This is a genomic window from Streptomyces sp. NPDC006691, from assembly GCF_042869955.1.
GTDB lineage: Bacteria > Actinomycetota > Actinomycetes > Streptomycetales > Streptomycetaceae > Streptomyces.
The window spans coordinates 148,163-174,349 of record NZ_JBIAGW010000016.1 but is presented as its reverse complement, the minus strand read 5'-3'; the positions used below and the strand labels follow the sequence as shown (position 1 = coordinate 174,349).

The following is a 26,187-nucleotide window of genomic DNA, read 5'->3' as shown; positions in this document are numbered from 1 at the left end:
CGGCGCTGGCGCTCGCGGGCCCGGCGACCGTCGCTCAGCGCGTGTTGCCCGCCAGGCCCAGGGCGTATTCGGGCCACCAGGCACCGGCCGGAGGGCCGCCACGGCAGGGGCCGTCCGATTCGCCCGGGCGCTTCACCCAGACATAGGCGTCGACCGCGCCGCCGCCCGTGTCCGTCGTCGGGCGCTCGCCCAGAGCGCGGCCCGGCGGGTTGCACCAGTTCTCGGCGGGGTCGCCGTCGGTGTACGGGCCGTTGCCGTTACGGCTGGTGTCGATCACGAAGTGCTTGCCGCCGACCTTCGCCGAGAGCCGCTGCCCGAACTCCCGGCTCGCCCGCGTGGTCTGGAAGTTGGACACGTTCACCGCGAACCCGTCGGCACTCTGGATGCCCGCCCGCCGCAGCGGTTCGTCCAGGGCCTCCGGGGAGCGCCACCCCGCGTTGCCCGCGTCCACGTACACCTTCGTCGTGGACTGCCGCTTGAGCCGCTCGACCGCTCCCTTGAGCAGGGCGTAGCGCGACTCGTGGAACTCCTGGGGGGTGCAGCCGTCGACCAGGTGCAGGATGGCGTCCGGCTCCAGGACGACCGCGGTCGGGCGCTCGCCGATGCCCCGGGCCACCTGGTCCACCCAGCCACGGTAGGCGTCGGCGTCGGGGGCGCCGCCACGGGAGAACTGGCCGCAGTCGCGGTGCGGGATGTTGTAGAGGACGAGCAGGGCCCTGCGCCCGGACCGGGCCGCCGACTCGGTGTAGCCGCGCACGGTCGCCTCGGGGCTCGGACCGCCGATCCACTCCCCCACCGGCTGCTCGGCGATCTTCCGGATGAGCGCGGCGTTCCGACTGTCCCCGGCCGAGGTGTACGCGGCCAGCTGGCGCGCCGCGTTGGTGTGGGGATCGACCCAGAACGAGCTGGTGGACGTGGCCGGTTGGGCCCGCCCGGACGGGACCTGGCCATCGCTCGCGGCCGGCGCGGGACCGCCGTCCGAGGCGCCGCATCCCGCGGTCAGCAGGGCCAGGACGACGCCCGGCGCACCGGCACGCATCGCCCGTCTCTTCCAACTCCCGTACATCACAGCCCCCTTGGCTGGATCGCGCTCCCGTACATCACAGTTCCTCTGACCCGATCGGCGCATCCGGCATCCCTCGCCGTGCGTGCGCGAAACTCCTCGACCCAACAACTCGGCAACCCGCCCGGCCCGGGGACGCGCCCGCCCAGCCGACGCGTCCGCCTCGCCAACTCACCGTGTTCGACAGGCCACTTGGCGTTATTTGGACCTAGGCCCGGAGCGAGCCGGGGTTCTAGAGTGATGTGGTCGACCCCAGCCCCGGTCGTCTCACGGCCCGACTCGACTGAACCTCCCGCGACGGCGCCGGGCTTCTCCCGCAGCCCGCGCACCGGCGGTAGAGGACCAGCCCGGCCGGCGGTTTCCGGGGGGAGCGGACCGTCGGCCGGGCTCGGTACCCGCCGACCGCCGGAGCGTTCCGGGTCCGGCCTCCCGCCCCGCGCGGTCAAGGCTTCGACGGCTTCGACGGGGCCGTTTCCCTCGCGTCGGTCAGATAGGCCGAGACCACCACGTTCGCGGTGTAGGACTTGGTCGTGCGGTCGTAGGTTCCACCGCAGGTGATCAGGCGGAGTTCGGCGCGGCCCCGCTGCCGCGGCCCGTACACCTTCGCCGCGTCGAAGTGGCTGCGCGGGAAGACCTGGACGTCGTCGATGGTGAACTCGGCGACCGTGCCGTCGGCGCCGGTCACTTTCACGCGCTGGCCGGGTCGGGCCGCGCTCAGGGCGTAGAACACGGCGGGCTTGCTCTCCGTGTCCACGTGCCCGACCAGGATGGCCGCGCCCGCCTCGCCCGGCCGGGCGCCGTCGCCGTACCAGCCGACCGTGTGGGGGGTGGAGTACGGCGGCGGGTCCACCGCGCCGTCCCCGTCCAGGCCGCGCCGCACCACCGGCGCGGCTATGCCTATGGAGGGGAGCTCCACCCGCCGCGGCGTCGCACCCCTGAGCGGGTCGTGGGCCGGCGGCAGCGGCACACCGAGCGGCCGGCCCACGGCGGCTATGTCACCGGTGGTCGGCGACGACGTGCCGCCGGGCCCGTCGCCCACGTCCCGGCCCCACAGCCACAGGCCGAGCAGCAGCAGGGCCCAGGCGAGACCGGTGACGAGCCGGCCGCTGCCCCGTGCCGAGGACATGTCAGTCGCCGCCGCCGCGCCGGCGCCGCACGCTGCGGGCCGCCACGGCGACCGCCGCGACCGCCGCGAGCGCGAGGCCGATCACCGCGTGGCGGGTGCCGGGGCCCTGCTCCTTGGCCTCGTTGGCGGCGAGCGTCGCCGCCCCGCCGCCGCCCGCGTGCACGGGCCGGTACGGGCGGGACTGGTCCCAGTCGCGGCCGTGGTCGCGGTCATGGTCCCGGTCGTGGTCCCGGCCGTGCACCACGGTGAGCCGGCCGCTCGCCTTGCCCGAGCTGTCCTTGCAGTTGACCCAGATGTCGTAGTCGCGGTCCTGTGCGTCCGAGCGGATACGCGCCTGGGCGTAGAGACCGCCGTCCGCGGCCGGCGTGAAGCGGGCCTCCGAGACGAAGGCGTCGGACGTGCCGACCGCCTCGCGGCCGCCGCACACGCTGACCCGCAGATCCACCTCCCCGCCGGGAGCCGTGGTGCTCGGGGTCACCCGCACCGATCCGTGCGGCTCGGACTCGGCCACCGCGGGGGACGCGGGCAGCACGGTCAGGGCGGCGGCGGCCATCGTGGCCGCACAGAATGTGATGGGACGGATGCGCATCGTGAACCTCCTGTAACCGAGATTCACGGCTGGGCCCGCATTCCGCATCCCGAGGGCGTGGCGACTGGGCCGGATGGTCCACAGCCGCCCGCCCCCGAGGGCCCGGCAGGCTCAGACCAGCTTCACCAGATCGGCGATCGAGTCGACGATCTTGGACGGGCGGAAGGGGTACGACTCCACGTCCTCCGGCCGGGTCAGACCCGTGAGCACCAGGAACGTCTGCATCCCCGCCTCCAGGCCGGCCAGCACGTCGGTGTCCATCCGGTCGCCGATCATGGCGCTGGTCTCGGAGTGCGCGCCGATCGCGTTGAGTCCGGTGCGCATCATCAGCGGGTTGGGCTTGCCCGCGAAGTAGGGCTTCTTGCCGGTCGCCTTGGTGATGAGTGCCGCGACCGCGCCGGTGGCGGGCAGCGGGCCCTCCTGGCTCGGCCCGGTCTCGTCCGGGTTGGTGCAGATGAACCGGGCTCCGGCGTTGATGAGCCGGATCGCCTTGGTGAGCGCCTCGAAACTGTAGGTACGGGTCTCACCGAGCACCACGTAGTCCGGCTCGTGGTCGGTCAGGACGTAACCGATGTCGTGCAGCGCGGTGGTGAGGCCCGCCTCGCCGATGACGTAGGCGGTGCCGCCGGGCCGCTGGTCGTCGAGGAACTTCGCGGTGGCGAGCGCCGAGGTCCAGATGTTCTCGACGGGCACGTCGAGGCCCATGCGCATCAGCCGGGCGTGCAGGTCGCGCGGGGTGTAGATCGAGTTGTTGGTCAGGACGAGGAAGGGACGGCCCGACTCCTTCAGCGTCTTGAGGAAGGCGTCCGCACCGGGGATGGGGGTGCCCTCGTGGATGAGGACACCGTCCATGTCGGTGAGCCAGGATTCGATCGGCTTGCGCTCTGCCATGGGTGCGGACTCCTGCGTTCTGCGCGGTCTTCTCGCGCTGATGAGCGATCAGCTGGGGACGCCGGCGCACCGCACTGTGCGTTGCCGGCGCCCCCAGCCTAGTCAGGATCCGCCGATCCTGACCTGGCCGATTCCGGTTCGTGCCCGGGCCGGGCCATCTCCGTAGCCGGTTCGCGTGCGACCCGGGTGATCTCCGTGGCCGGTCCGCGTGCGACCCGGGTGATCTCCGTGGCCGGTGCGCGTGCGACCCGGCTGATCCCGGTGCCGCGGCCAGGTCAGCTTCCGGTGGCGCTCTTCCAGGCGTCCACGTAGTCCGGCAGGTTCTTGGAGATGTCCATCCAGTCCGGCTGGAAGACGTCGACGCCCTGCATCAGCTTGCCGAGCGCGACCGCGTTGGCGTCCGTGGCCTTGACGTCGGTACGGGCCGCGAAGCCGCCGCCGATCTCGCTGACCTGCTTCTGCGCCTGCTCGCTCAGCATGAAGTCCAGGAGCTTCTTGCCGTTGGCGCTGTGCGGGGCCTTGCTGACCAGACCGGCCGCGTAGGGCAGCCCGAAGGAGGACGGCTTGGTGCCGCTCGCGGTGCCGGGGAACCAGATGCCGAGGTTGGGCATGGTCTTGGACTGGGCGTAGTTCATCTGCACATCGCCGTTGGCGGCGAGCAGCTCACCCTTGTCGACCTTGGGCGCGAGCTTGCCGGTGGAGGCGGACGGGCCGACGTTGTTGGCCTGGAGCTTGCGCAGGTACTCCATCGCGGCCTCCTTGCCGCCGAAGTCGTGCATGGCCTTGATGACGAGCGCGGTGCCGTCGCCCGCGACACCGGGCGTGGAGTACTGGATCTTGTTCTTGTACTTGGCCTCCAGGAGGTCGTCCCAGTTCTTGGGGGCCTCCTTGAGGTCCTTCTTGTTGTAGATGAACCCGAAGTAGTTGTTGACGACCGAAGTCCACATGCCGTCGGGCGACTTGGCGCCGCCGTCGACCTTGTCCGCCCCGGCCGGCACGTACTTCTGGAGCAGCCCCTTGGCCTGGGCCTGCTGGATGAACGGCGGCAGGGTGACGAGCAGGTCGGCCTGGGTGTTGGACTTCTCGCGGACCGCGCGCTGCACCATCTCGCCGGAACCGCCCTCGACGTACTTGACCTTGATGCCGGTCTTCGCCTCGAAGTCCTTGAAGACCCGGTCGTACCAGCCGTCGCCCTTCTCCCCCTTGAGGCCGTCGGCGCTGTAGACGGTGACGGTCTTCGCGTTCGAGTCGGCCGAGGAGTCACCGCCGCAGGCGGAGAGCGTAGCGGCGAGGACGAGGCTGCCGGTGACGGCGGCGACCGGCTTGAGCGTGGTGAGGGTGTTTCTGTGCATGACGTTCGGGACTCCTGAGGTTCTCGGGTCAGCAGGGGTTCACGGGGTTGGGCAGGCGTTGGGCAGGGTTCGGGCAGGGTTCGGCAGGGCGCGCACCGGGTGTGCGTGCGGTTCAGCGGAAGGAGGCTCTGGTGCGGATGCGGGAGACGCCGAGCAGGACGAGCAGCGTCGTCCCCATGAGCACCACGGCGACGGCCGCCCCGGTGAACAGCGAGCCGCGGTCGGTGATCGCGAAGATCTGCACCGGAAGCGGGGTCCAGTCCGGCGGGTAGAGCATCATCGTGGCGCTCAACTCGCCCATGGACAGGGCGAAGCAGAGCCCCGCCGCCGCCGTCAGGGACGGCAGGAGCAGCGGCAGTTTCACCCGCCACAGCACGAGCGACGGCCGGGCGCCCAGGCTGGCGGCGGCCTGCTCGTACATCGGGTCGAGCCGCAGGATGGCAGCCGAAACCGACTGGTAGGCGAACGCCATGACAAGAACGGTGTGCGCCAGGATCACGATCCAGCGCGTCCCGTTGAGCAGCACCGGCGGCTTGGAGAACGCGACGAGCACGGCGAGCCCGACGACCACCGACGGCACGGCGACCGGCAGTACGAACAGGGCGTCCATGAACCGCCGTCCGCCCTTCTTCAGGGCGGCCGCGGCGAGCGCCGCCCAGGCGCCGACGACCAGCGCGAGAACGCTCGCCGTGAGCGCGGTGACCAGGCTGGTGGTGAGCGCCTGGAGCGAGTCGCCGGTGGTCGCGGCGCCGTAGTGGCCGGTGGTGAACCCGGACGGGAAGGCGCCCGACCAGTTGGTGGCGAACGACGCGGCCACGATGACGAGCAGCGGCAGCGCGAAGACGGGCAGGAACAGGGCGAAGAAGACGGTCCAGGTGGCCCAGCGGCCGCCCCGGCTATGCACCAACACGACGGCTCACCACCCGGTAGAGGCCGTAGAGGCCCACGGAAATCGCGATGTTGACGACGGCGACGACACAGGCGGCCGGGTAGTCGGACTCCAGGATCGCCTTGCTGTAGACGAGCATCGGCAGCGTGGTCACACCCTTGGCGCCGGTGAACAGGACGATGCCGAACTCGTTGAGGCACATCACCAGGACCAGCGAACCCCCCGCCGCGAGCGCGGGCAGCGCCTCCGGCAGGATCACCCGCCGTACGATCCTGGCCGGCCGCGCACCGAGCGAGGACGCCACTTCCAGCTGGGCGGTGTCCAGTTGCGAGAACGCGGCGAGCAGCGGGCGCATCACGAAGGGCGTGAAGTACGTGATCTCCGCGAGCAGGACGCCCCAGGGCGTGGTCAGGAACTGGAAGGGCCCGCTGTCCGCGCCGGTGACGTCCGTCCACACGCCGTTGGCCATGCCGACCGTGCCGTAGACGAACAGCAGGGCGAGCGTGATCAGGAACGACGGGAAGGACAGGAACACGTCGATGAACTTCGCGACGGCCTTCCCGCCGGGGAACGGCACGAACGCGATGACGAGCGCGAGCAGGAAGCCGAGCACGAGGCATCCCACGGTCGCCCCGACCGCCAGCCACACGGTCGTACCGAGCGCCTCGCGGAACGCGGCGGACGCGAACACGTCCGTGTAGGGCTGGAGGGAGGTGCCACCGGAATCCGGCGAGAAGGACTGCTGGACGACGAGGGCGAGGGGGTAGAGGAAGACGGCGGCGAGGATCAGGACGGGCGGCAACACCCAGACGGCCGTGGGTAGTTGACGTCGGTCCGCGCCGGTCCGCGGGCCGGTGGCGCCCGGCGCGGAACGGGTGAGCGCGGCAGCCGCCGGCGCCGGGTCACCGGCCAGTACGGTCGAGCCGCGCCTACGCACCGCTGACCCCCGCGGCCAGCAGCACCGCGTCTTCGGCGGCGAAGTGCAGGGTGACCTCGTCCCCGAGGGCCGGAGTGACCCGGAGCTCGCGGACGTCCGCCTTCACCCGGTGCCCGTCGACATCGACGTACAGCCGGTGCGTCGACCCCCGCCACTGCACCTCCGCGAGCTTCCCGCGCAGCGCGTTCGGCCCGGCCCCGAGGCCGACCAGGTGCGGACGCACACACAGCGTGGCCGTCGCCCCCCAGACCGCCTCGTCCGTGGCGACCGCGAGCTCCGTGCCGCCGAACAGCACGGATCCCGAACCCACGCGCACGGGAAGGAGGTTGGCGTTGCCGACGAACGACGCCGTGAACTCCGTACGGGGCCGCCGGTACAGGTCCTGCGGGGTGCCGCAGTCCCGGAGGCGGGCCCGGTCCATGACCGCGATGCGGTCGGCCAGGGTGAGCGCTTCCACCTGGTCGTGGGTGACGTACAGGATCGAGACGTCGGGCAACTCCCGGTGCAACCGGGCGAGTTCGGCCAGCATGCCGGAGCGCAGCTGGGCGTCGAGTGCGGAGAGCGGCTCGTCGAGGAGGAGGACGTCCGGGCGGATGGCGAGCGCGCGGGCGATGGCGACGCGCTGCTGCTGACCACCGGACAGCTCGCGCGGGTAGCGCTGGGCGTAGCTGTCCATGCCGGTCATCGCGAGGGCCTCGGCGACCCGCCCGGGGATCTGCCCCTTGGGCACCTTCCGGGCCTTGAGGCCGAAGGCGACGTTGTCCGCGACCCGCATGTGCGGGAACAGCGCGTACTGCTGGACGACCATGCCGATGCCCCGCTGGTGGGGCGGCAGGTGTGTCACATCGCGGTCGCCGATGAACACCCGCCCGCGCACCGGCCGGACGAACCCGGCCACGGCGCGCAGCGCGGTGGTCTTGCCGGATCCGGAGGGGCCGAGCAGCGCCATCACCTCGCCGGGCTCGACGGTCAGGTCGAGCGAGTCGAGGACGACGTTGCCGTGGTAGGCGACGGTGACGCCGTCGAAGCGGATGCCGCTGCGGCGCGGCACCCCCGGCGGGGCGGCGCCGCTCACTCGCCCTGCTCCAACTCGGCTATCACGTCCGGAAGTTCGGCGATGGAGCCGAGCACATGGGTGGCGCCGGCCGCGGCGAGGGCCGCCTTGTCGTGGGCCCCGGTGAGGACACCCGCGACGATGCCGGCGCCGGAGCGCACGCCGCTGAGCATGTCGTACGAGGTGTCGCCCGCCACCACGATGTCGCGCACCGAGTCGACGGCTCCGGTGCGCAGGAAGGCACTGAGCACCATGTCGGGATAGGGGCGGCCGCGGCCGCCCGCATCGGCCGGGCACAGGGTCAGCGGGACGAGGTCCTGCCAGCCGAGCGCCTTGAGGATCGCGTCCTGGGTGACCCGGGCGAACCCGGTGGACAGGACCACCGTCCGCCCTTCCGCCGTGAGCCGCTCGATGGTCTCGCGGGCGCCGGGGACGGGGGCGATGAGGCCGCCGTCGACGAGCGTCCCGTACGCCTCCTCGAAGGCGGTGTTGGCCGTCTGCGCCTTGTCCTCGTCGCCGAAGAGGTGCCGGAAGACGGAGATCTTGGACTCGCCCATGGTGGCGCGGACGTAGTCGAGCATCGTGGCGTGCTCGGCGGAGCCCGGCTCGACGCCGAGCCGGTTTGCGGCGCTCGCGAAGGCCCGCTCGACGAGCCCGCCGTCGGCGACGGTGGTGCCCGCCATGTCGAGCACGATCAGGTCGCGGGTGGTCGTGGGGTTGTGCGCAGTCGTGGGGTTGTGCGCAGTCGTGGCGTCGTGGGTGTTCATCGTCATCAACTTCCTTACCAGTCCAGCTCGTTGGCGGTCTGCTCGGCGATGGCGGGCGAGCAGGTCATGCCGCGCCCGCCCGGTCCGGTCACCAGCCAGACCCCGTCCCGCACCTGCTCGCGGTGCACCACGCGCGAGGTGTCGGTGCACTGGGCGTAGACCCCGGCCCATCGGCGCTGGATCTTGGGCAGCGGCCGGCCCAGGAAGGACTCGACGACCCCGACGAGGTGCTCGTACGGCTCCTCCAGCACATCGAAGGCGAAGGGGTGCTCGTACTCGTGGGTGTCGCCGATGGTCAGCCCGCCGTCCGCGCGCTGCACCATGAGGAGCTGCATCCTGTGCGCTGCGGCGGTCTCCTCCTGGCCCTGCCCGGCGTTCAGCGCGTCGAGCGCCTCGCTCGCGTACGCCGGGTAGTAGCGGAAACTGTCGGCGTCGGCGATGGAGGTGGTGAGCGGCTCGCCCAGCGGGGCGGTCTGCATCATCTGGAGGCGTACGCGCCGCACGGGCAGCTCGGGGGCGAGCTCGCGGACGAGGCCGCCGAGCCAGGCGCCCGTGCACAGGACGACCGTGTCGCCGGTGTGCACATCGCCGTGGTCGTCGCGGACCGCACTCCCGTGCGCGCCCTCGATGACCTCGCGCACTTCCCGACCGCCCAGGAAGGTGTAGCGGCCGGAGGCCAACAGCTCAGCTTTCAATGCGAGTTGAGCGGTGCGCGGCTCGACGGCGGCGTCCCGCTCGCACCACAGGGCGGCCGTGAAGTCGCCGCGCAGGGCGGGGTTGAGGGCGCGCGTCTCGTCGGCGGTGAGGAGCTTGTAGCCGCGTGCGGCGGCGTCCTCGCGGGCCAACGCGGCCTCGGCGACGGCGAGTTCCAGGTCGGTGCGCAGCGGGGTCAGCGAGCCGTTGGCCCGGAAGCCGAGCCCGGGGACGCGCTTGCCGATCCCCTCCCACAGTTCGCGGGCGCGCAGCGCGGTGTCCAGCTCCTCGCCGCCGGCCCGGCCGCTGATCCATATCTGGCCGAAGTTGCGGAGCGAAGCCCCGCGCGCCTCGCTCTCGCGCTCGATGTGTACGACCTCGTGGCCGCGTTCCACTGCGTGCCAGGCGTGCATGGTTCCCACCACGCCGGCTCCAACGACGATGACTCTCACGGCGGCAACGCTCCTCGGGACGGGTGTCCCGCGCCGGTCCTGTTGGCAACGGGACGGTGAACGAGTCCCCAAGCTTGGACTAGACCCGTTATCTTCTCGTTATCGCGCGCCACGGTATCGCACCCCACCCCCTGGGTGCCCCGCCCCCACCCCCCTGGGGGCCCTGCCTCCACCCCCGCAAAGGCTCCGCCCCACCCCACACCCAGACCAGCACCGGTCCCACGAAGGGGCGGGGCCGTGCCGTTTGCGCGGAGCCACCTACAGGGGGGCGGGGAACCGCGCGAGAAGCAGGCACGGCCCGGCCCGCAGCCGAAGTCGGGTTACAAGGGCGCGGGGAACTGCGCGAACGGCCCCCGCGGGCCGCAGCCGGGGTGGGCCGGAAGCCGGCCGGGCCGGACGGCCGGCCGGGTCGGGGGGCTCGCCGGGCCGGGGCTCGCCGGGCTAGCGCCCGAGGTGGGTCGTGAAGGAGAACCGGTCCCCCCGGTACAGCGTCCGGACCCGCTCCAGCGGGCCCCCCTCCGCATCACGCGAGACCCGATGAATGAGCAGCATCGGCAACGCCGGCGGAGTCCCGATGAGCAGAGCCTCCCGCGGCGTCGCCAGCACGGTCTCGATGCGCTCGTCCACGTCGCCGAGCGTGAGGCCGAGCCGGTCGCGCAGATAGGCGTAGAAGGAGGAGTCGGGCTCGAAGTCCCGGTCCAGATCGGGCAGTCGGGCCACCGACGCGTACGTACTCTCCAGCCCCATCCGCTCGTCGTCGGCGAGCAGCACGCGCTCCATGTGCCAGACGGGCTCGCCCCGTTGGAGCCCGGTCTCGGCGGCCAGCGCGGGCGGACACGGGAAACGTTCGAGGGCGATGAGATGACGTCCCGGCTTACGACCCTGGCGGCGCACGCCCTCGGTATAGCTCGCGAGCGAGAGCGGCTGCTCCAGCTTCGCCCCGGCCACCACGGTGCCCCGGCCCTGACGGCGGAGCCGGCCTTCGAGCAGCAGCTCTCGCAGCGCCTGACGCACCGTCTCGCGGGCGACCTCGTACCGCAGGGCCAGGTCACGCTCGGTCGGCAGCGCGTCACCCTCCCCCAACTCCGCGATGAGCAGGGCCACTTGAGCCTTTACGGCGTAGTACTTGGGGATGCGTCCGTGGTCCGGGACGCCGGAGCGGATGGGGGCGCCGGGCGCCTGGTTCTCGGGGTATCCGACCGGCCCGGGACGGCCGGCTTGCGCGAGGGGGCCGGTCGGTTCGGGGCCGGTCGGTTCGGGGCCGCCGGTCAAGGGGTCGTTCGGGTTTTCCACAAGGTCGATGCTCGCACGGCCAGGTGAACGACCGGGGCCACCCGGCCCGCCCGCTCAGCGGCGCCGCACGCGCGGCCCCCGTGACGCGACGACCAGGGCCGCGCCCGCGATCAGGAGTACGGCCGCGGTCAGGGCGAGGCGGGTCAGTGCGCTGCCGCGTCCGGTCGCGGCGAGCTCGTCGTCGATCCGGTGCAGCAGATCTCCCTCGGGCACGATCTCGAAGCGGTAGTCGCCGGACTCCCCCACCCACTGTCCGTCGCTCCCCCGGCGCTGCACGACCGCCGCGTTCGCGGTGATCGTGTCGGGCACGGCGTCGGCGGTGAAGCCGAGCCGCACCGGCACGGTGAGCGTCTTGCCGGGGGCGATGACGAAGCCGGGGAAGCCGTCGTCGAAGACGCCGATGTGCTCGTCCTCGTCCGTCCTGATGAAGGCGACCGGGTGCGTGCGGCCGGTGGCCGGGTCGTCGAACTCCATCTTGAGCTGGGTGTTCTTCAGGGTCCGGTCCCGGTCGACCAGGACGAGTACGGGGTGGACCGCGTCGCAGGTCTCGTGCGCGGTGTTGGTGAGGTCCAGCGACCAGGCCTGGCTGTCCGCGCCGGGCTGGTACTCGGCGGGCCCCCCGTGGATCTTGGTGTCCAGGGGGAACGCGGCCCCGGTCCCGGCGGCGCAGAGCGGGAGCTTCAGCGAGAGCGGCGGGTCGACGGGTGCCGCGGCGACGACCGGCTTGCGCGGCGCGAGGTCGTGACGGCCGGGCGGCAGTCCGCCGTCGTCGGCCGCGGCCACTCCCGCGAACGGGGCGAGGGCGGCGGCGGCCACCGCGGTGACGAGGGCGGTACGCAGTCGCATGAGGGGCCTTTGCTGCTCGCGGCGTGCGGGGTCCGGTGGCCGCCGCCCGTCCGGATGCCGGTCCTCCGGTCGGGCCCGGCCGTGAATCCGCGAGCCTGCCATGCCCCTGCCCAGGGCCCGGGCCGCCACGTCCGGACCGGGCGCCGGAGCCCGTGAAGACCGCCCCATCAGCCCAATATCGGCCCATCGTATGGACGTTCCGCAGCCGGACCCGAGGGGCGGCGGCCCGAGCCCCACCCCGGGACCGCGGGTGCGCCCCCGCGAACCTCGGGTGCGCCCCCTGCGGGTGCGCCCCATGAGCGCGGAGGCACCCCTACGTCTACGAACCGCGAGGGCCCCCGCCTACGGGTACGCCACGTTCGCGCGGCCGAAGACGGGGACGAGGACGAGCTGGGCCGCACCCTCGGCGACGGAGTGCGGGCCGCCCGCGGCCGCGCGGACCGGGATCGCGGGGGCGCCGCCGCGCCGCGCCCGCTCCTCGACGACCGCGTTCACGCCCCGTACGAAGGTGTCCTGGTCGGCGGCGATCTTGCGCCCGCCGAGCAGCACCGCGTCGATGTCGAGCAGCCCGACCAGGTTGGCGGCCCCCACCCCGAGGAAGCGGGCCGCGGCGGCGATGTCCCCGCGGGCCACCGAGGCCAGGCACAGCGCCTCGATGCACCCGCGCCCGCCGCAGCCGCACGCCGGCCCGCCGAGCAGGATCGTCTGGTGGCCGAACTCCCCGGCCCCGGTCCGGGCTCCGCGGTGCAGCGCCCCGCCGAGTACGAGCCCCGCACCGAGGCCGCTGCCCAGGTGGAGGTACGCGAACGACTCCGCCCGGGTGTCGGCGCGCAGGGCGAGACCGAGGGCCGCCGCGTTGGTGTCCTTGTCCAGGAAGACCTTCTGGCCGAGGCGTTCGGCGAGCGCGTCGCGCAGCGGGAAGCCGTTCCAGTGCGGGAAGCCGGTGACCCGGTGCAGCACCCCGCTCTCGTGGTCGAGCGGCCCCGGCATGGCGACGCCGACACCCAGCACCCGGCGCCCGCCGGTCAGCGCCTCGGCCTCGGCGGCGGCCGCCTCCACCACCCGCGCGGGCTCCGCGCCGAGGTCGAGCGGGACGGTCCTGGCGCCGACCAGGGTGCCCGCGAGGTCGACGAGGACGGCGGTCAGCTCGTCGCGGTCAAGGTGCAGCCCGATGGCGTGCGCCGCGGACGGAACGAGCTTGAGCACGGTGCGCGGCTTGCCACCGGTGGAGGCGCGGCGGCCCGCCTCGGTGGCCGTGCCCTCGTCCCGCAGCCGCCCGGTGATCTTGCTGACGGCCTGCGGGGTGAGCCCGGTCCGCTCGGCGAGCTCCAGTCTGCTGATGCCCTCCTCGCCCGCCGCGCGCAGCAGGTCGAGCACCAGCGCGGCGTTGTGGTTGCGCAGTGTCGGCAGGTTCGCCCCCGTATTGCTCCTGTTCACCGACCCATTGTCCCTCCTGCTTGCACTTTGGCAACAGCGTTGCTTAAGTGGATGCATGAAGGATCCCATGAACGCTCCCCAGACCGACGGCCTCCGCGTGGGACTCGTGGGCTACGGCCTTGCGGGTTCCGTCTTCCACGCCCCGCTGATCGCCGCGACCGAGGGCCTCGTCCTCGACACGGTCGTCACCTCCAACCCCGAGCGCCAGGCGCAGGCCCGTGCCGAGCACGGCGACGCGCTGCGCTTCGCGAGCTCCCCCGAGGAGCTGTACGACGCCGGCCTCGACCTGGTCGTGATCGCCTCGCCGAACAAGACGCACGTCCCGATCGCGACCGGCGCGCTCAAGGCGGGCCTGCCGGTCGTCGTGGACAAGCCGCTGGCCGGCACGGCGGACGAGGCCCGCGCCCTCGCCGCGCTCGCGGAGGAGCGCGGCCTGCTGCTCTCGGTCTTCCAGAACCGCCGCTGGGACAACGACTTCCTGACCCTCCAGCGGCTGCTCGCGGACGGCGAGCTCGGCGAGGTCCAGCGCTTCGAGTCGCGCTTCGAGCGGTGGCGCCCGCAGCCCAAGGGCGGCTGGCGCGAGTCGGGCGACCCGTCCGAGATCGGCGGCCTCCTCTACGACCTGGGCAGCCATGTCGTGGACCAGGCGCTCGTCCTGTTCGGCCCCGCCCTGCGCGTCTACGCCGAGGCCGATGTGCGCCGCCCCGGCGCCGAGGCGGACGACGACACCTTCATCGCGATCACCCACGCCGGTGGCGTCCGCTCGCACCTCTACGTCAGCGCGACGACCGCCCAACTCGGCCCGCGCTTCCGTGTATTGGGCTCGACGGCGGGCTACGTCAAGTACGGCCTCGACCCCCAGGAGGCGGCCCTGCGCGAGGGCAGGCGCCCCGGCACGGACAAGCCCTGGGGCGTGGAGCCGCCGTCCCTGTGGGGCCACCTCGGCTCCGGCGAGTCCCCCCTGACCGGCGGCGGCGCCCCGGTGGAAACCACCCCCGGCGACTACCCGGCGTACTACGCGGCCATCGCGCAGGCCCTGCGCGAGGGCGGCGAGCCGCCGGTCAGCGCGCACGAGGCCGCGGCCGCCCTCGACGTCCTGGAGGCGGCCCGCCGCTCGGCCCGCGAGGGCGTGACGGTGGAGCTGGCGCTGTGAGGGCGCGGGACACGGCGGCGAAGCCGGAGACGGCGGAGTCCGGCCCGGCCGCGGCGGCCACCGAAGACCCGGTGGCGGCCCTGGAGGTGGAGCAACAGGGCCTGGTTCTGCGGCGGTTCACCTACGAGGACGCCTGGAACCTGGGCCTGCTGCTGCGCGAACTCGCCGTCGCGCGCGACGCCCCGGTCGCCATCGACGTACGGCACGGAGCCCGGCAGGTGTTCCGTTGCGCGCTGCCCGGCTCCAGCGCCGACAACGACGCCTGGATCGACCGCAAGCGCCGGGTCGCCGAGCGCTACGCGGCTCCGTCGTTCCTGGTGGGCGCCCGCTTCCGCGCGAAGGGCACGACGTTCGAGGACTCGTCGCGACTCGACCCCAACTCCTTTGCCGCACACGGGGGTTCGTACCCGGTGACGGTCGATGGCGTCGGGGTCGTGGGCACGGCGACGGTGTCGGGCCTGCCGCAGGCGGAGGACCACGCGCTGGTGGCCGAGGCGCTGACGCGACTGGTCAACGACCTCGGCCACCCGACCGGTCCGGTCAACGGACCGGTCCACGGGGCCAGTTGACGGCGGCTACTTCCACAGCCCCTTCGGTTTCCACAGCCCCTTCGGCTTGCGGGTCACCGCGAGGGTGATGCCGCCGGCCGCGACGAGCGTGACGGCAAGGCCGCCGATCAGGATCGTCGTGTCCGAGGACGTTCCGGTGTCGGGCAGTTCGCCGCCGCCGGAGTCCCCGCCCGAGCCGCTGTTCCCACCGGAGTGCCCGCCGGTGTCCCCTCCCGTACTCCCGCCCGTGTTCCCGCCCGTGGTCATGCCGCCGGAGTCCGGAGGCGTCGGCGTGGGCGGTTCGGGTGTCGGGGGCTCGGGTGTGGGCGTCGGCGGCTCGGGGGTCGGGTCCGGGGGCTCGGGCGTAGGAGTGGGCGGCTCGGGGGTGGGGGTCGGCGGCTCGGGTGTCTCCTTGCAGCTGGGCAGGTCCCCGTTGAAGGGATAGGCGTGGAACTCCTGCCCGCCCCCGCCGCCGACCACAGAGCTGTGGGTGAGCGAACCGACCGTGAAGAAGCGCCCGTTGACCCCGGGCAGCGTGACCGTCGTCGTGCTGTCGGGGTTGCCGACCAGGACGCTGCCGGAGAACTGCCCGCTGCCGCGCAGCCGGACGGTGCCGGCGTCGGGGAAGTTCCACAGCAGCCGGTCGCGCAGCGCGGGCGGGAGCATGCCCATGTAGGTGTTGATCTCGCGCGCGGCGCCGGTGAGGTTCACCAGGACGGTGGCCCCCTCCGGGATGCCGGTGAACCGGAACCCCTGGGCCCCGCCACCGGACGTGGCGAGGTCGAAGTCGACGTTGAAGACCTGGATGGCGGACTTTCCGTCCCCGGTGAACAGGGTCTCGCTGCCGTTGTTCTTCGCGGTGCCGGTGGCGGCCCGCGGCTTGCCGCCGACGTAGGCGTAGCAGTGGCTGGCGGCGGCGAGGTTCGGCTTGAGTTTGGCGTACGGGGCAGCCGCGTCGGGGTCGTGGACGGTCTTGGGGCGGACGGTGCCGCTGAGGGTGCCGCCGTGGCGGACGATCCCGGAGACCGCGCCCTCCTCCGCGAGGAGGCGCTGCCCGGTGGCGACGGTGACGTTCTTGCCGGTGGTCAGGAAGGCGGTGCCGTTGTCCGGCGGCACGCGGGAGCCGACTCCGGCGACGCCCACGTTGTAGACCTGGGAGACGCCGGCCGCCTTGTGCTGGTCGAAGTTCCCCAGGACGACGACCTTGCCCTCGGCCTCGGCGGCGGCCTGCCGCACGAGGAAGTCCCCGCCGACGAAGATGTTGATGTTGTTGTCCCGCCCGGCGAGGGGCCCGTTGTTCGGGTCCGGGTAGGGGTTGACCGGGCAGTTGCTCCCCTTGCAGGGCCCGAGCCCGTCCGGCAGCGGATCGGCGAACCCGAGCGTGGCCAGGCCGCCCACCACGACGGCCGCCCCCACGACGACGGCCGAGGCGGCGGCCGCCCGTCTCCGAATCCCTGGCGCAGTTGCTGGCGCAGTTCCTGGCGCATTTCGCATAGGAGCAATATGCGAAGTTAAGCCCGGAGTTCCACCGAGACACGCACGGAGCCGCCCCCGTCCGGCGCACTCGACCCCACCGAACCGGGGCGTCCCCCGCCGAACCCGGGGTGCCGAGCGAGCCAGGGGGTGCCCGGCCGGGCCAGGGGGTGACCAACCGGCCCAAGGGGTGCCCCGCCGGGCCAGGGCGTACCCGGCCGGGCCAGGGCGTGCCCTGCCGCAGGCGGGCACCACGACCACCAGGAGCCGGCCGCCTGCGAAACGGGAACCACCCACAGGTGGCCGAGCCGACCAACCCCGCCGAACAGGGTGGGGGTCCCCCTGCTCCTTAAGAGCTTGGGGGAGGGCGGGATAAAGGCAAGGGCCGCAGGCCCAAGCCCCCCACCTCCCCCCCCCCGGCCGGAGGCGCTACGCGCTCTTCAGCCCCTGCCGCTGCCGCCCCAGCCCCGCGACCTCCAGCTCGACGACGTCCCCCGCCCGCAGGTACGGCTTGGGCTCGGGCTGCCCCATGGCGACCCCCGCGGGGGTGCCCGTGTTGATGACGTCCCCCGGGTACAGCGTCATGAACTGGCTGACGTACCGGACGACCTCCGCGACGGGGAAGATCTGCTGAGCCGTCGACCCGTCCTGCTTGAGCTCCCCGTTGACCCAGAGCTTCAGCGAGAGCGCCTGCGGGTCCGGGACCTCGTCCCGGGTGACCAGCCACGGCCCGAGCGGGTTGAACGTCTCGCAGTTCTTGCCCTTGTCCCAGGTGCCGCCGCGCTCGATCTGGAACTCCCGCTCCGACACGTCGTGCGACACCGCGTACCCGGCGACGTACGCCAGCGGGTCCTCGTCGTCGCCCACGTACCGCGCGGTGCGGCCGATGACGATGGCGAGTTCGACCTCCCAGTCCGTCTTCTCCGAGCGGCGCGGCACGAGCACCGTGTCGTTCGGCCCGACGACCGTGTCGGCCGCCTTGAAGAAGATGACGGGCTCGGCCGGAATCGCCGCCCCGGTCTCCTCGGCGTGGTCGTGGTAGTTCAGCCCGATGCACACGACCTTGCCGATCCGCCCCACCGGCGGCCCGATGCGCGCACCGGAATCGGCGAGCGCGGGCAGCACGCCGGTGTCCGCCGCGGCACGTATCCGGTCCAGGGCGAACTCGTCGGCGAGCAGCGCGCCGTCGATGTCGCTCACCAGGCCGGACAGGTCCCGCAGGGTCCCGTCGGCATCGAGCAGCGCCGGACGCTCTTCACCGGCGTTGCCTACGCGCAGCAGCTTCATGGTCAGTCTCCCTTGGTCGAGCCGGGCCCGGCCGATGGGTAGCGGCCATCGGAGGATCGTCCGATCCTCCAAGGAAGACGTCCAGTCCGCAAGACCCCGTTCACAAACTGGACCGTAACCAGGGTTCGGGGTGCTATGCGGCGGGGCCGCCGGCGGTGCTACGCGGCCGTGGCCAGCGCGGCGGGCGCGGGCAGCATGTCCTTGTAGAGGAAGGCGCGCTCGACGGCGGTCCAGGTGGTGCTGGTCACGAGGTAGAGCGCGGCGGCGAGCGGCACCACGGCGACGCTGAACAGCGTGGCGAAGGACAGCAGCGGCATGAACTTGTTCATCGCCGCCATCCCCGGCACCGCGTCCTGTCCGCCCGGCGCGACGACCGGGTTGGCCGCCATCTGCCGCTTCATCCGCCGGAAGTTGAACGTGGCCACGGCCGCGACGACGGCGAACAGAGCGAGGTACACGAGCCCGCCCGGCCCGAAGACCCCGCCGTCGCCGAGCGCCCGCGCCCAGTTCCCGCCGAGCGGCGCCGCGAAGAGGGTGTGGTCGAGCAGCCCGTTCGCCTTGCCGCCGATCCGCGTGCTGGAGAACAGGTGGTAGAGCAGGAAGAACGCCGGCATCTGGAGCAGGCTCGGCAGGCAGCCGGACAGCGGCGACACCTTCTCGGCGGCATGCAGCTCCATGACCGCTTTCTGGAGTGCCTTGCTGTCCTTGCCGTGCTTCTCACGCAGCGCGCTCAGCTGCGGCCGCAACCTGGCCTGCGCCTTCTGACCCCGCGCTGCCTGCCGCGACAGGGGGTGAACAGCGAGACGTACGAGAGCAGTGAAGAGCACGATCGCCGCAGCCGTGGACGCACCGTGGAAGAGCGGTTCGAGCAGTGCGGCCAGATGCGCGGCGAGGCTCGCGAAAGCGCTGAAGAGTGAGGTGAACATGGCGAAGCCCTCCGGGGCGTCTCGTCAGGAATGACACGTGGGCGCACATGCGTGATGTGCCGGTCGGCGTGACGAGCCGGTGGAGCGGGAGGTACGAGGGTGCCCCTACGCGGCCGTCGGGACGAGGGCCCCGGGCGCTCGGGGCCGGGGCCGCCCGGAGGCGTCGGGGTCGCGCTGCGGCAGGAAGGCGGTACGCCGTTCCCGGTCCCGGATCGCGGTACGCACCCGGGTGCGGGCCACCTGCGGGACCGCCCGCGAGGCGAGCGTGGCGCAGACGGCGAGCGCGGATCCCGCGGCGGCGGTCGCGGCGAGCGCGACAGCGGCCGAGAGCATGCCGCCCTCGGCGAGGACGGCCTGGGCCAGCAGGAAGAGGAAGAGCCCGAGCAACGGCCGGGCGAGCCGTGCGCAACGCGCGATGACGCCGCTCATGCCGCCCTCCCTCGCTCGCTCTGATCCACCGGGCCATTCCCTCCAGCCGTTATACACGACGCCCGAACGGGGGTCGCCGTCGCAAGGGCGAACCCGGAGCGGACGGTGCTGGAGCGGACGGACCGGATCGGGCGCTGTCGCGGACGGACCGGATCGGGCGCTGTAGCGGACGGGGCCGGATGGGACGGGGCGGGACCAACGGAGATCAGCGCGGCTGGAGTTCGAGCGGCGCCAGCAGCCGCCTCGGGGCCCGCAACGCACGGCTCACGGCGTCCTCGGCCGGACCGAGCCCGGGGCCGGGCCGCATCTCGACGTCCGCGGGGCCGACCGCCCGCCCGCACGCCCGGCACTCCCCGTACGACCCGAGCTCCGTACCGCACTCGGCATGGTGGAAGGTCCGCATCGGCCGCGCGTCCGGGTTGAACGCCCGCCCCCACAGCCCGAGCGCCCGCAGCGCGGGCCACAGCCCCAGCCCCAGTTCCGTCGGTACGTACTCGTCGCGCGGCGGCGACTCCTGATAGCGGCGCTTCTCCAGGATCCCGGCCTCGGTGAGCGACTGGAGCCGGGCGGCGAGCACGGCCCGCGGGATCTTGAGGTGGACCAGGAAGTCGTTGTAGCGCCGCACCCCGTACAGCGCGTCCCGCACGACGAGCAGCGTCCAGCGCTCGCCGATGATCTCCAGCGCCCGCGCGATGGAGCACTCCTGCGCCGCGTAGTCGTAGTCCTTGCCGAGAGCCATGCACCCGATTCTACCGACTGGGTTCACTGAACGAACCTTGAATGCTAGGGTCGGAGACGTGGAAGGTTCATTCACTGAACCCGCCGCGGCGCGAAGCCGAAGCGACGTGACGGAACACGCCCCCGAACCGGGCCACGCCTCCAACCGGGACCGCCCCCGAACGGACCGCCCCCGAACCAGACCACGCCTCGAACCGGACCACGCCTTGGTGAGGGAAGCCATGACGCAGGCAGCACGCAACACCCACTCCACCGCGACCGAGACAGAGAGCGCGGCAGCGGCAGAGAGCGCGGCAGCGACCGGGGCCGCGGCAGCGGGCGCGGCAGCGACCGGGGCGGCGAACACGACCCCACGGCCATCCCGAACCGCCGGACCGGCCGGCCGCCCCGGCGCCACACTCGCCGTCACCAGCGCCGCGACCGCGGTCGCGCTGATGAACTACACCGCCCCGATGCTCACCCTGCCCGGCATGACCGCGTCCTTCCACACCGCGCTCTCCGCCCAGGCCTGGCTGCTGAACGGCGCCCCGCTCGGCCTCGCCGCACTGCTCCTGATCGCCGGCAGCCTCGCCGACGACCACGGCCGCCGCCGGGTCTTCCTGGCCGGCACCCTCGCGCTCGGCATCACCATGGCGCTCGGCGCGCTCGCCCCGACCACGCTGACCTTCACCCTCGCCCGGGTCGCGCAGGGCATGGCGTCCGCCGCCATCCTCGCCAGCAGTCTCGGCCTGCTCGTCGCCGCCTTTCCCGCCGGCTCCGCCCGCATCCGCGCCACCGGTGTGTGGGGCGCGTTCGTCAGCGGCGGCATCGCCCTCGGCCCCCTCCTCGCCGGCGCCCTCGCCACCCTCAACTGGCGCCTGATCTATGGGGCGTTGGCTGTCCCGGCGCTGATCACTGCCGGGTTCGCGCTGCGCGCCCTCACCGAGTCGCGGGCCCCGCGCGGCGGGCGTCCCGACGTGTCGGCCGCGCTCGCCCTGAGCCTGGCGTTCACCGCGCTGATCGGCGCGCTGACGCTGGGCCGCGACGGCTGGCTGCGCCCCGGGGTGCTCGTTCTGCTGGTGGCCGCCGCCGTCCTGACGGCCGTCTTCGTCCTCGTCGAGCGCCGCGCCACGTCCCCCATGATCGACCTGGCACTCTTCCGCCGCGCGGAGTTCCTCGCCTCCTCGGCGGGCGCCCTGTTCACCGGCCTCGCCGTGATCGGCTTCTTCAGCTATCTGCCCGCCCTGCTCAGCCGCTCGCTCGGCACCTCGCCGATGAACGCGGCCTGGCTGTTCGTGCTGTGGTCGGGCTCCGCCTTCGTGGTCGCGCTCCAGGCCAGGCGCCTCGCGAACCGGGTGGCCGCCCGACACCAACTGGCCATTGGCTTCGTCCTGCACGCGGCCGGAGTCCTCGCGATGCTGGGCGCCCTCACCTCCGGCCCGCTCCCGCGCCTGATCCCCGGTCTCCTGCTGGCGGGCATCGGCAGCGGCCTCCTGAACGCGGCACTCCCCCGCCTCGCCGTCGAATCGGTTCCGGCCGAGCGTGCGGCGATGGGGTCCGGCGCCAACAACACGGCCCGCTACATCGGTTCGTCGGCGGGCGTCGCCCTGACGATCGCGGTCGCGCCGGCGGGCCCGAACACCGTGCTCGTCCTCTCGGCGGCCCTGGCGGCGTTGGCGGCGGCGCTCACCGTGATGCCGCGCTCGCGCCGGCAGTCCGGACTACCCGGGTAGCGCGGGGGCCGGGTAGCCCAGGCGGTCCAAGCGGTCCAAGGAGCCCGAATGGTCCAAGCGGCCCAGGCGGCCCGGATGGTCCAGGCGGCCCAGGCAGTCCAAGCAGCCCAGACAACCCAGACAACTCGGGCAGCCCCTTGCACTGTTGCGCTCTCGCGCTGTGGCACTGTCGCGCTCTCACGCTCAGGCGCGCAGCGTGGCGGTCTCCCCGGCGTCATCGAGATCATGGATGGGATCGCGGGCCAGTACGTCATCGTCCACTGGATCCCCCTGTGGCCCGAGGAGTGAAAGAACGAGCGCCACAAGGAGGTTGACGCCGAGAGCGACGATCCCCGCGTTGACGCCCCACACCGGATCGTGATCGGTGAACACGAATCCGCAGACCACCGCGACCCCCACCACGAGCCCGGCCAGGCCGCTCAAGAGGGTCAACTTCCGCCACACAAGCCCCAGAAGCAGCATCGGCAGCAGCTGAGCCATCCCCTCGTAGGAGATGAGCGAGAGCCGTACGAGGGTGTTGGGCACGGTGTACGTCATGAGCAGGGCGAGCGCCCCCGCGACGACGACCACGACCTGCGAGGCCGCCTTCTGCCGCTCCCGCAGCCGGGGCACGAGCGAGAGCACGCTGCGTCCCCACATCGTGCCGATGACCAGCATGAACACGGCCATCGGCACGATGGACGAGAGCGCCGCCGCCACCCCGATCAGGCCGACGGTCCAGGCGGGCAGCGAGTCGACGACCAGCTTGAACAGGGCGAGATTGGAGTCGGCCCCGGCCAGCCCCGGCACGACGAAGATCGCGGCCATCCCGAGCAGCATCGGCACGAAGAGCAGCACGTTGTAGGCGGGCAGCAGGACGGCGTTGCGCCGCAGGGCGTCGGCGTTGCGCGCGCCGAGGTATCCGGCGACGGTGGTCGGGAAGATCACCACAGTGAGGGAGTTGAGGACGGATGTGGTGGCGAACCATGCCTGTCCGAAGGCTCCGCCGTGGCCCGGCAGCGTAAGCCAGTCGCTCTTCTCGTTCACGACCCGGTCGAGGAAGTCCCCGTACCCGCCGAAGTAGTGCAGCGGCACATAGACCGCCAGGAAGGCGAGGGTCGCGATGACGAGCACGTCCTTCAGGACCGACACCCAGGCACTGCCGCGCAGCCCGCTGACCACCACGAACCCCGTGGTCACCGCGAAGGCGATGAAATAGGCCCAGTTGAGGGAGATCGCCCCGTAGGAGATGGTCGACACGACCACACCCATGCCGGTGATCTGAAGCTGGATGTAGGGGAGCAGGAACACCGTGGCGAGCAGCGCGACGAGCGCGCCCACCCAGGGCCGCCCGTACCGGTGGGCCACCATGTCGGTGATCCCCACAAGGCCGTGCTTCTTGGCGTACGCCCACAACATGGGCCCGACCACATAACCGACGGCATAGCCGCAGGACATGTAGGCGACCACATACAGCACCGGCGCACCATAGTTGTAGCCCCAGCCCGCGGCACCCAGATAGCTGAAGCTGGTGTAGCTCTCGCCGGCCATCAGCACCCAGATGAACACGGTCCCCAGACTCCGCCCGCCCACCGACCACTCGGCGAGCCCACCGCCCCCGCCGCCACGGCCGCGCACGGCGAACAGCCCGAGGGCGACGGTGGCGACCATGAAGACACCGAAGACGGACGTGGCGACAGCGGCGCTGCTCATCGAGCCCTCCTCTGGCGTTCGCCCTGGTGATCGCCGTTGTGGTCGCCGTTGTGACCGCCGTGGTGATCGCCCCGCCAGGTGAGCCAGATGGCAAGCGGAGTGACCACGGTCGCAACCAGCAACCAGAAGAAGAGGAACGGGAGTCCGAAGACCACGGGCCGCACCTTGTTCACGAAGGGCAGCGCCCCCAGGTACAGCAGATAGGGCACCCCCAGCCAGAGCAGATGAGATCGACGACGACGCATCCCCGAACGCTAGCGCGGACGGCTCCCCTGCAATTTGCCCCACACGACAAGCCGGTAGGTGGAGGTGAACTCGGGTGTGCAGGTGGTGAGCGTGATGTAGCGCCCGGGCACGCTGTACCCGTACGAGGGCTTGACAACGCTTCGCGGAACGGCGGCTATGGTCCCGCCGTCGCGCGAGGAGGTCTGCGGCAACAGCGAATCGACGACATACGTATAGACGGTGTCCCGGGTCTCGACCACGACGGAGTCCCCCACCCGCAGCCGGTTGATGTAGCGGAACGGCTCACCATGGGTGTTGCGGTGTCCGGCCAGCGCGAAGTTCCCGGTCTGCCCCGGCTGAGCGGTCCCCACGTAGTGCCCGACGTACCCCTTGTCGAGCACCCCGGCCTTGCTGATCCCCTCCGCGATGGGTGCGGTGACGCCGATGCGCGGAATCCGGATCACGGCATACGCCTGGTCGCCGCGCGGCGCGGCCCCGCCCCCGGCACCGGCCTTGCCCACGCCGGGGCCGCCGGCCCGGGGCCCGTCCTCGACGGCGACGTCCTCATCACCGGGGGCGGGCGATGCCTGCGCCGGATCGGACGGACCAGCCGCATCAGCCGCCTCCGACGGACCGCCCGCGCGGCCGGCCCCCGCGGTTCCCCATTGGTCCTCAAGGGAGTGGACGGTGTCACGGGCCTCGGCGCGGGCCTCCCGGTTGGTCCACCACAGCTGGTGCGCGACGAGCAGCAGCACGAGGAGCCCGACCGTCACGGCGAGCTCGGCGCCGACCCACAGCCCGCGAGCCGCCCGAGCCCGCGGCCCGCGCCCGGCTCCGAGTCCGCGTCCCCGTCCGCCCTGCACCCTCACCGGTACCGGTATCCCTGTGCGCACGGGCGCAGGCTAGGTGCCCGGGCGGCAACTCACCAGGCCCGCGACGTGACGTAGTCGACCCACCAGGGCCTGAACCGCCCTCCGCCGGGCACCCGTACGGCAGTACGGTGTCCCTCATGCGCCCCGACACGCCTGCCGATCACACCGCCGAAGCCGAGCGTCTGCTGCGCACCGCGGACCAGTACCCGGAGGACCAGGAGCCCCTGCTGCTCCAGGCCGCGGCCCACCTGGAGCTCTCCGGCGACCGCCCCCGGGCCACCACGCTCTACGACCGTCTGCTGTCCACGAGGGTGGACCACCCCCACCTGGTGAAGGCGTTCAAGGCGGCGAACCTGTGGGAGTACGGTCACGAGCCGGAGGCCCGCGCGATCATCGAGGGCATCCGGGCGGCGGCCCCGCTGGACCCGGCGGCGTGGGAGATCGTCGCCGAGACGCTGGAGGCCCATGACGAACTGGACCTCGCCCATGCCTCCCTCACCACGGCCCTGACGCTCCTGGGCATCGCCGAGGCCACGGTCGACACGAGGGCGATCCCGTACAGCACCCAGTCCCTGGTCACCACCCGCCACCGGGTCCGCCGCCTGCTCGCGCTGCCGCACGACGACTGGGACACCCTGGCCGACGACCTGCACACGGCCCCGATCTCCCTGGACGAACTCCACGACCCCAAGCGCCTGTGGTCCCTCGGCTCGGAGGACCCGGCCGAGCTCCAGGCCGAACTCGCGCGCCTGCGCGCCGAGTTGGGGAGCTACCGCGCCGCCTTGTCCCGCCCGTTCCCGGTAGCCGTCCTGCACTGGCCGGAACCAGAACTGGACGAACTCCTGACGGCGTACCCCGAGCTCCAGTCCGAATACCCCACTCACGCCGCCCACTTGCTGGACATCGAGGCCTCCCTGCGCGAACTGGCCGCGGCCGGCACCCCCAACCTGGGCATCGTGACGGCCACGGTCCCCTCCTACGAGGCCTTCGCCGCCTCCGAAGCCTCCTCCCCCGCCAACGCCGACCTCCTCCCCCAGTACGCCACCACCCTGGCCGCCCGAGCCCGAGCCACCTCCTGGCCCCCCGGCCGCGGAGCGGACTGCTGGTGCGGGTCGGGAGTCAACTACGGGGACTGCCACGGGGCGGCTTGATCCACGCGCCCGAGCCTCACGGCCTAGCTCTCACTGCGGGCTCGGGAGGGGAGCCCTGAGCCCAGGGGACTAGCCTTGTCTCTATGCCGGACAGCGACGAGTGGGAAGCCCCGGAAGGCTCTTGGGCGTCATCCGCTGCACGACGCCGCAATATGCAGGCGATTCGCAGCAGGGACACCAAGCCAGAGCAATTGGTCCGTCGTCTGGTGCACGCTAAGGGGCTCCGCTATCGCGTATCCGCCAGGCCGCTCCCGGAACTACGCCGGACAGCGGACCTGGTGTTTCGACCTGTCAAGGTAGCCGTGTTCATAGACGGCTGCTATTGGCACGGATGCCCCGAGCACTACGTGCCGCCGAAGACGAATTCTGGCTACTGGTCGGACAAGGTCCTGCGCAACGTTACACGCGATCGCGACACCAACATTAAACTAAGGGAAGCCGGATGGCTCGTGCTCCGCTTCTGGGAGCACGAGCCACCAGAAGTGTGCGCACAATGCGTATACACGACCGTGGTGGGGCGACGACGGTTAAACTCACATAAAGACGAGGACTCTGATATACAACTGGGTGCAAGGTAATGCCCCCACATAAG

Annotated in this window: 26 protein-coding genes; 5 read left to right on the top strand and 21 right to left on the bottom strand. The window is 72.2% G+C overall.

The annotated features are described in order from the left end of the window. Nucleotides 1-34: 34 nt before the first annotated feature. The 13 genes from ACFYNP_RS29215 to ACFYNP_RS29155 form a co-directional block, all read right to left on the bottom strand. Complete coding sequence (locus ACFYNP_RS29215) at nt 35-1,066, bottom strand: glycoside hydrolase family 6 protein (protein ID WP_388789502.1); 1,032 nt, start codon at nt 1,064-1,066, stop codon at nt 35-37. A gap of 439 nt (nt 1,067-1,505) precedes the next feature. Further along, nucleotides 1,506-2,189: a class F sortase gene (locus tag ACFYNP_RS29210; RefSeq protein ID WP_388789499.1), complete on the bottom strand. Its 684-nt coding sequence runs from the start codon at nt 2,187-2,189 to the stop codon at nt 1,506-1,508. Nucleotide 2,190: 1 nt separating this feature from the next. Continuing rightward, entirely contained in the window at nt 2,191-2,778 is a 588-nt protein-coding gene (locus ACFYNP_RS29205) for a hypothetical protein (protein WP_388417210.1), read from the bottom strand. Between the two features lie 111 nt (nt 2,779-2,889). Then, complete coding sequence (locus ACFYNP_RS29200; protein ID WP_100578538.1) at nt 2,890-3,669, bottom strand: HAD-IIA family hydrolase; 780 nt, start codon at nt 3,667-3,669, stop codon at nt 2,890-2,892. 275 nt (nt 3,670-3,944) lie between these two features. Next, nucleotides 3,945-5,021, bottom strand: coding sequence for a 2-aminoethylphosphonate ABC transporter substrate-binding protein (locus ACFYNP_RS29195; RefSeq protein WP_388789496.1), 1,077 nt, complete (start codon nt 5,019-5,021; stop codon nt 3,945-3,947). A 112-nt stretch (nt 5,022-5,133) separates the two neighbouring features. Beyond that, nucleotides 5,134-5,931, bottom strand: a complete 798-nt coding sequence (locus ACFYNP_RS29190) for an ABC transporter permease (RefSeq protein ID WP_388789493.1) — start codon at nt 5,929-5,931, stop codon at nt 5,134-5,136. Then, entirely contained in the window at nt 5,918-6,823 is a 906-nt protein-coding gene (locus tag ACFYNP_RS29185) for a 2-aminoethylphosphonate ABC transporter permease subunit (RefSeq protein WP_388789539.1), read from the bottom strand. The genes ACFYNP_RS29190 and ACFYNP_RS29185 overlap by 14 nt, the downstream gene beginning before the upstream one ends. Nucleotides 6,824-6,839: 16 nt before the next feature. Continuing rightward, nucleotides 6,840-7,922, bottom strand: coding sequence for an ABC transporter ATP-binding protein (locus ACFYNP_RS29180; RefSeq protein ID WP_388417197.1), 1,083 nt, complete (start codon nt 7,920-7,922; stop codon nt 6,840-6,842). After that, the gene (locus ACFYNP_RS29175) at nt 7,919-8,668 is read right to left on the bottom strand and encodes a phosphonatase-like hydrolase (protein WP_388789536.1); all 750 of its coding nucleotides are present in this window, start codon (nt 8,666-8,668) and stop codon (nt 7,919-7,921) included. Before ACFYNP_RS29175 ends, ACFYNP_RS29180 begins: the two co-directional genes overlap by 4 nt. Before the next feature lie 14 nt (nt 8,669-8,682). After that, nucleotides 8,683-9,813 (bottom strand): TIGR03364 family FAD-dependent oxidoreductase, encoded by a 1,131-nt coding sequence (locus ACFYNP_RS29170; protein ID WP_388789490.1) that lies wholly within the window; start codon nt 9,811-9,813, stop codon nt 8,683-8,685. Between the two features lie 441 nt (nt 9,814-10,254). Then, nucleotides 10,255-10,977 carry a GntR family transcriptional regulator gene (locus ACFYNP_RS29165; protein WP_388417341.1) on the bottom strand — a complete coding sequence of 241 codons (723 nt, stop codon included), beginning with the start codon at nt 10,975-10,977 and terminating at the stop codon, nt 10,255-10,257. A gap of 183 nt (nt 10,978-11,160) precedes the next feature. Beyond that, nucleotides 11,161-11,952, bottom strand: a complete 792-nt coding sequence (locus ACFYNP_RS29160) for a hypothetical protein (RefSeq protein ID WP_388417188.1) — start codon at nt 11,950-11,952, stop codon at nt 11,161-11,163. Nucleotides 11,953-12,294: 342 nt separating this feature from the next. Further along, nucleotides 12,295-13,389, bottom strand: coding sequence for an ROK family protein (locus tag ACFYNP_RS29155; protein WP_388789487.1), 1,095 nt, complete (start codon nt 13,387-13,389; stop codon nt 12,295-12,297). A gap of 67 nt (nt 13,390-13,456) precedes the next feature. Here ACFYNP_RS29155 and ACFYNP_RS29150 point away from each other — a divergent pair, with 67 nt between their 5' ends. Both ACFYNP_RS29150 and ACFYNP_RS29145 read left to right on the top strand, forming a co-directional pair. Continuing rightward, a complete protein-coding gene (locus ACFYNP_RS29150) occupies nt 13,457-14,542 on the top strand; it encodes a Gfo/Idh/MocA family oxidoreductase (RefSeq protein WP_388789484.1) in 1,086 nt (361 codons plus the stop codon). Between the two features lie 71 nt (nt 14,543-14,613). After that, nucleotides 14,614-15,111 (top strand): heme-degrading domain-containing protein, encoded by a 498-nt coding sequence (locus tag ACFYNP_RS29145; RefSeq protein WP_388789533.1) that lies wholly within the window; start codon nt 14,614-14,616, stop codon nt 15,109-15,111. A 6-nt stretch (nt 15,112-15,117) separates the two neighbouring features. Here ACFYNP_RS29145 and ACFYNP_RS29140 read toward each other — a convergent pair whose 3' ends face one another. The 5 genes from ACFYNP_RS29140 to ACFYNP_RS29120 form a co-directional block, all read right to left on the bottom strand. After that, on the bottom strand, nt 15,118-16,506 hold the full coding sequence (locus tag ACFYNP_RS29140) for a choice-of-anchor A family protein (RefSeq protein WP_388789481.1): 1,389 nt from the start codon (nt 16,504-16,506) through the stop codon (nt 15,118-15,120). A 486-nt stretch (nt 16,507-16,992) separates the two neighbouring features. After that, nucleotides 16,993-17,850, bottom strand: a complete 858-nt coding sequence (locus ACFYNP_RS29135) for a fumarylacetoacetate hydrolase family protein (RefSeq protein ID WP_388417176.1) — start codon at nt 17,848-17,850, stop codon at nt 16,993-16,995. A 158-nt stretch (nt 17,851-18,008) separates the two neighbouring features. Continuing rightward, nucleotides 18,009-18,776, bottom strand: a complete 768-nt coding sequence (locus tag ACFYNP_RS29130) for a YidC/Oxa1 family membrane protein insertase (protein ID WP_388789479.1) — start codon at nt 18,774-18,776, stop codon at nt 18,009-18,011. A gap of 105 nt (nt 18,777-18,881) precedes the next feature. After that, nucleotides 18,882-19,205 (bottom strand): DUF6412 domain-containing protein, encoded by a 324-nt coding sequence (locus ACFYNP_RS29125; RefSeq protein WP_388789476.1) that lies wholly within the window; start codon nt 19,203-19,205, stop codon nt 18,882-18,884. A 205-nt stretch (nt 19,206-19,410) separates the two neighbouring features. Continuing rightward, on the bottom strand, nt 19,411-19,944 hold the full coding sequence (locus ACFYNP_RS29120; RefSeq protein WP_388417169.1) for a winged helix-turn-helix transcriptional regulator: 534 nt from the start codon (nt 19,942-19,944) through the stop codon (nt 19,411-19,413). Between the two features lie 220 nt (nt 19,945-20,164). Between ACFYNP_RS29120 and ACFYNP_RS29115 the strand changes: the two genes are divergently transcribed. After that, complete coding sequence (locus tag ACFYNP_RS29115; RefSeq protein WP_388789473.1) at nt 20,165-21,655, top strand: MFS transporter; 1,491 nt, start codon at nt 20,165-20,167, stop codon at nt 21,653-21,655. 183 nt (nt 21,656-21,838) lie between these two features. Here the strand turns inward: ACFYNP_RS29115 and ACFYNP_RS29110 are convergent, their stop codons facing one another. The 3 genes from ACFYNP_RS29110 to ACFYNP_RS29100 are packed head-to-tail and all read right to left on the bottom strand — an operon-like array spanning nt 21,839 to nt 24,465. Beyond that, on the bottom strand, nt 21,839-23,347 hold the full coding sequence (locus ACFYNP_RS29110; protein ID WP_388789470.1) for a sodium:solute symporter: 1,509 nt from the start codon (nt 23,345-23,347) through the stop codon (nt 21,839-21,841). After that, nucleotides 23,344-23,592 (bottom strand): DUF3311 domain-containing protein, encoded by a 249-nt coding sequence (locus ACFYNP_RS29105; RefSeq protein WP_388789467.1) that lies wholly within the window; start codon nt 23,590-23,592, stop codon nt 23,344-23,346. The genes ACFYNP_RS29110 and ACFYNP_RS29105 overlap by 4 nt, the downstream gene beginning before the upstream one ends. Nucleotides 23,593-23,601: 9 nt before the next feature. Next, nucleotides 23,602-24,465 (bottom strand): class E sortase, encoded by an 864-nt coding sequence (locus ACFYNP_RS29100; protein WP_388789464.1) that lies wholly within the window; start codon nt 24,463-24,465, stop codon nt 23,602-23,604. 116 nt (nt 24,466-24,581) lie between these two features. Here ACFYNP_RS29100 and ACFYNP_RS29095 point away from each other — a divergent pair, with 116 nt between their 5' ends. Then, nucleotides 24,582-25,595 carry an SEC-C metal-binding domain-containing protein gene (locus tag ACFYNP_RS29095; protein WP_388417159.1) on the top strand — a complete coding sequence of 338 codons (1,014 nt, stop codon included), beginning with the start codon at nt 24,582-24,584 and terminating at the stop codon, nt 25,593-25,595. Between the two features lie 83 nt (nt 25,596-25,678). After that, a complete protein-coding gene (locus ACFYNP_RS29090; protein WP_388789462.1) occupies nt 25,679-26,173 on the top strand; it encodes a very short patch repair endonuclease in 495 nt (164 codons plus the stop codon). Nucleotides 26,174-26,187: the final 14 nt, after the last annotated feature.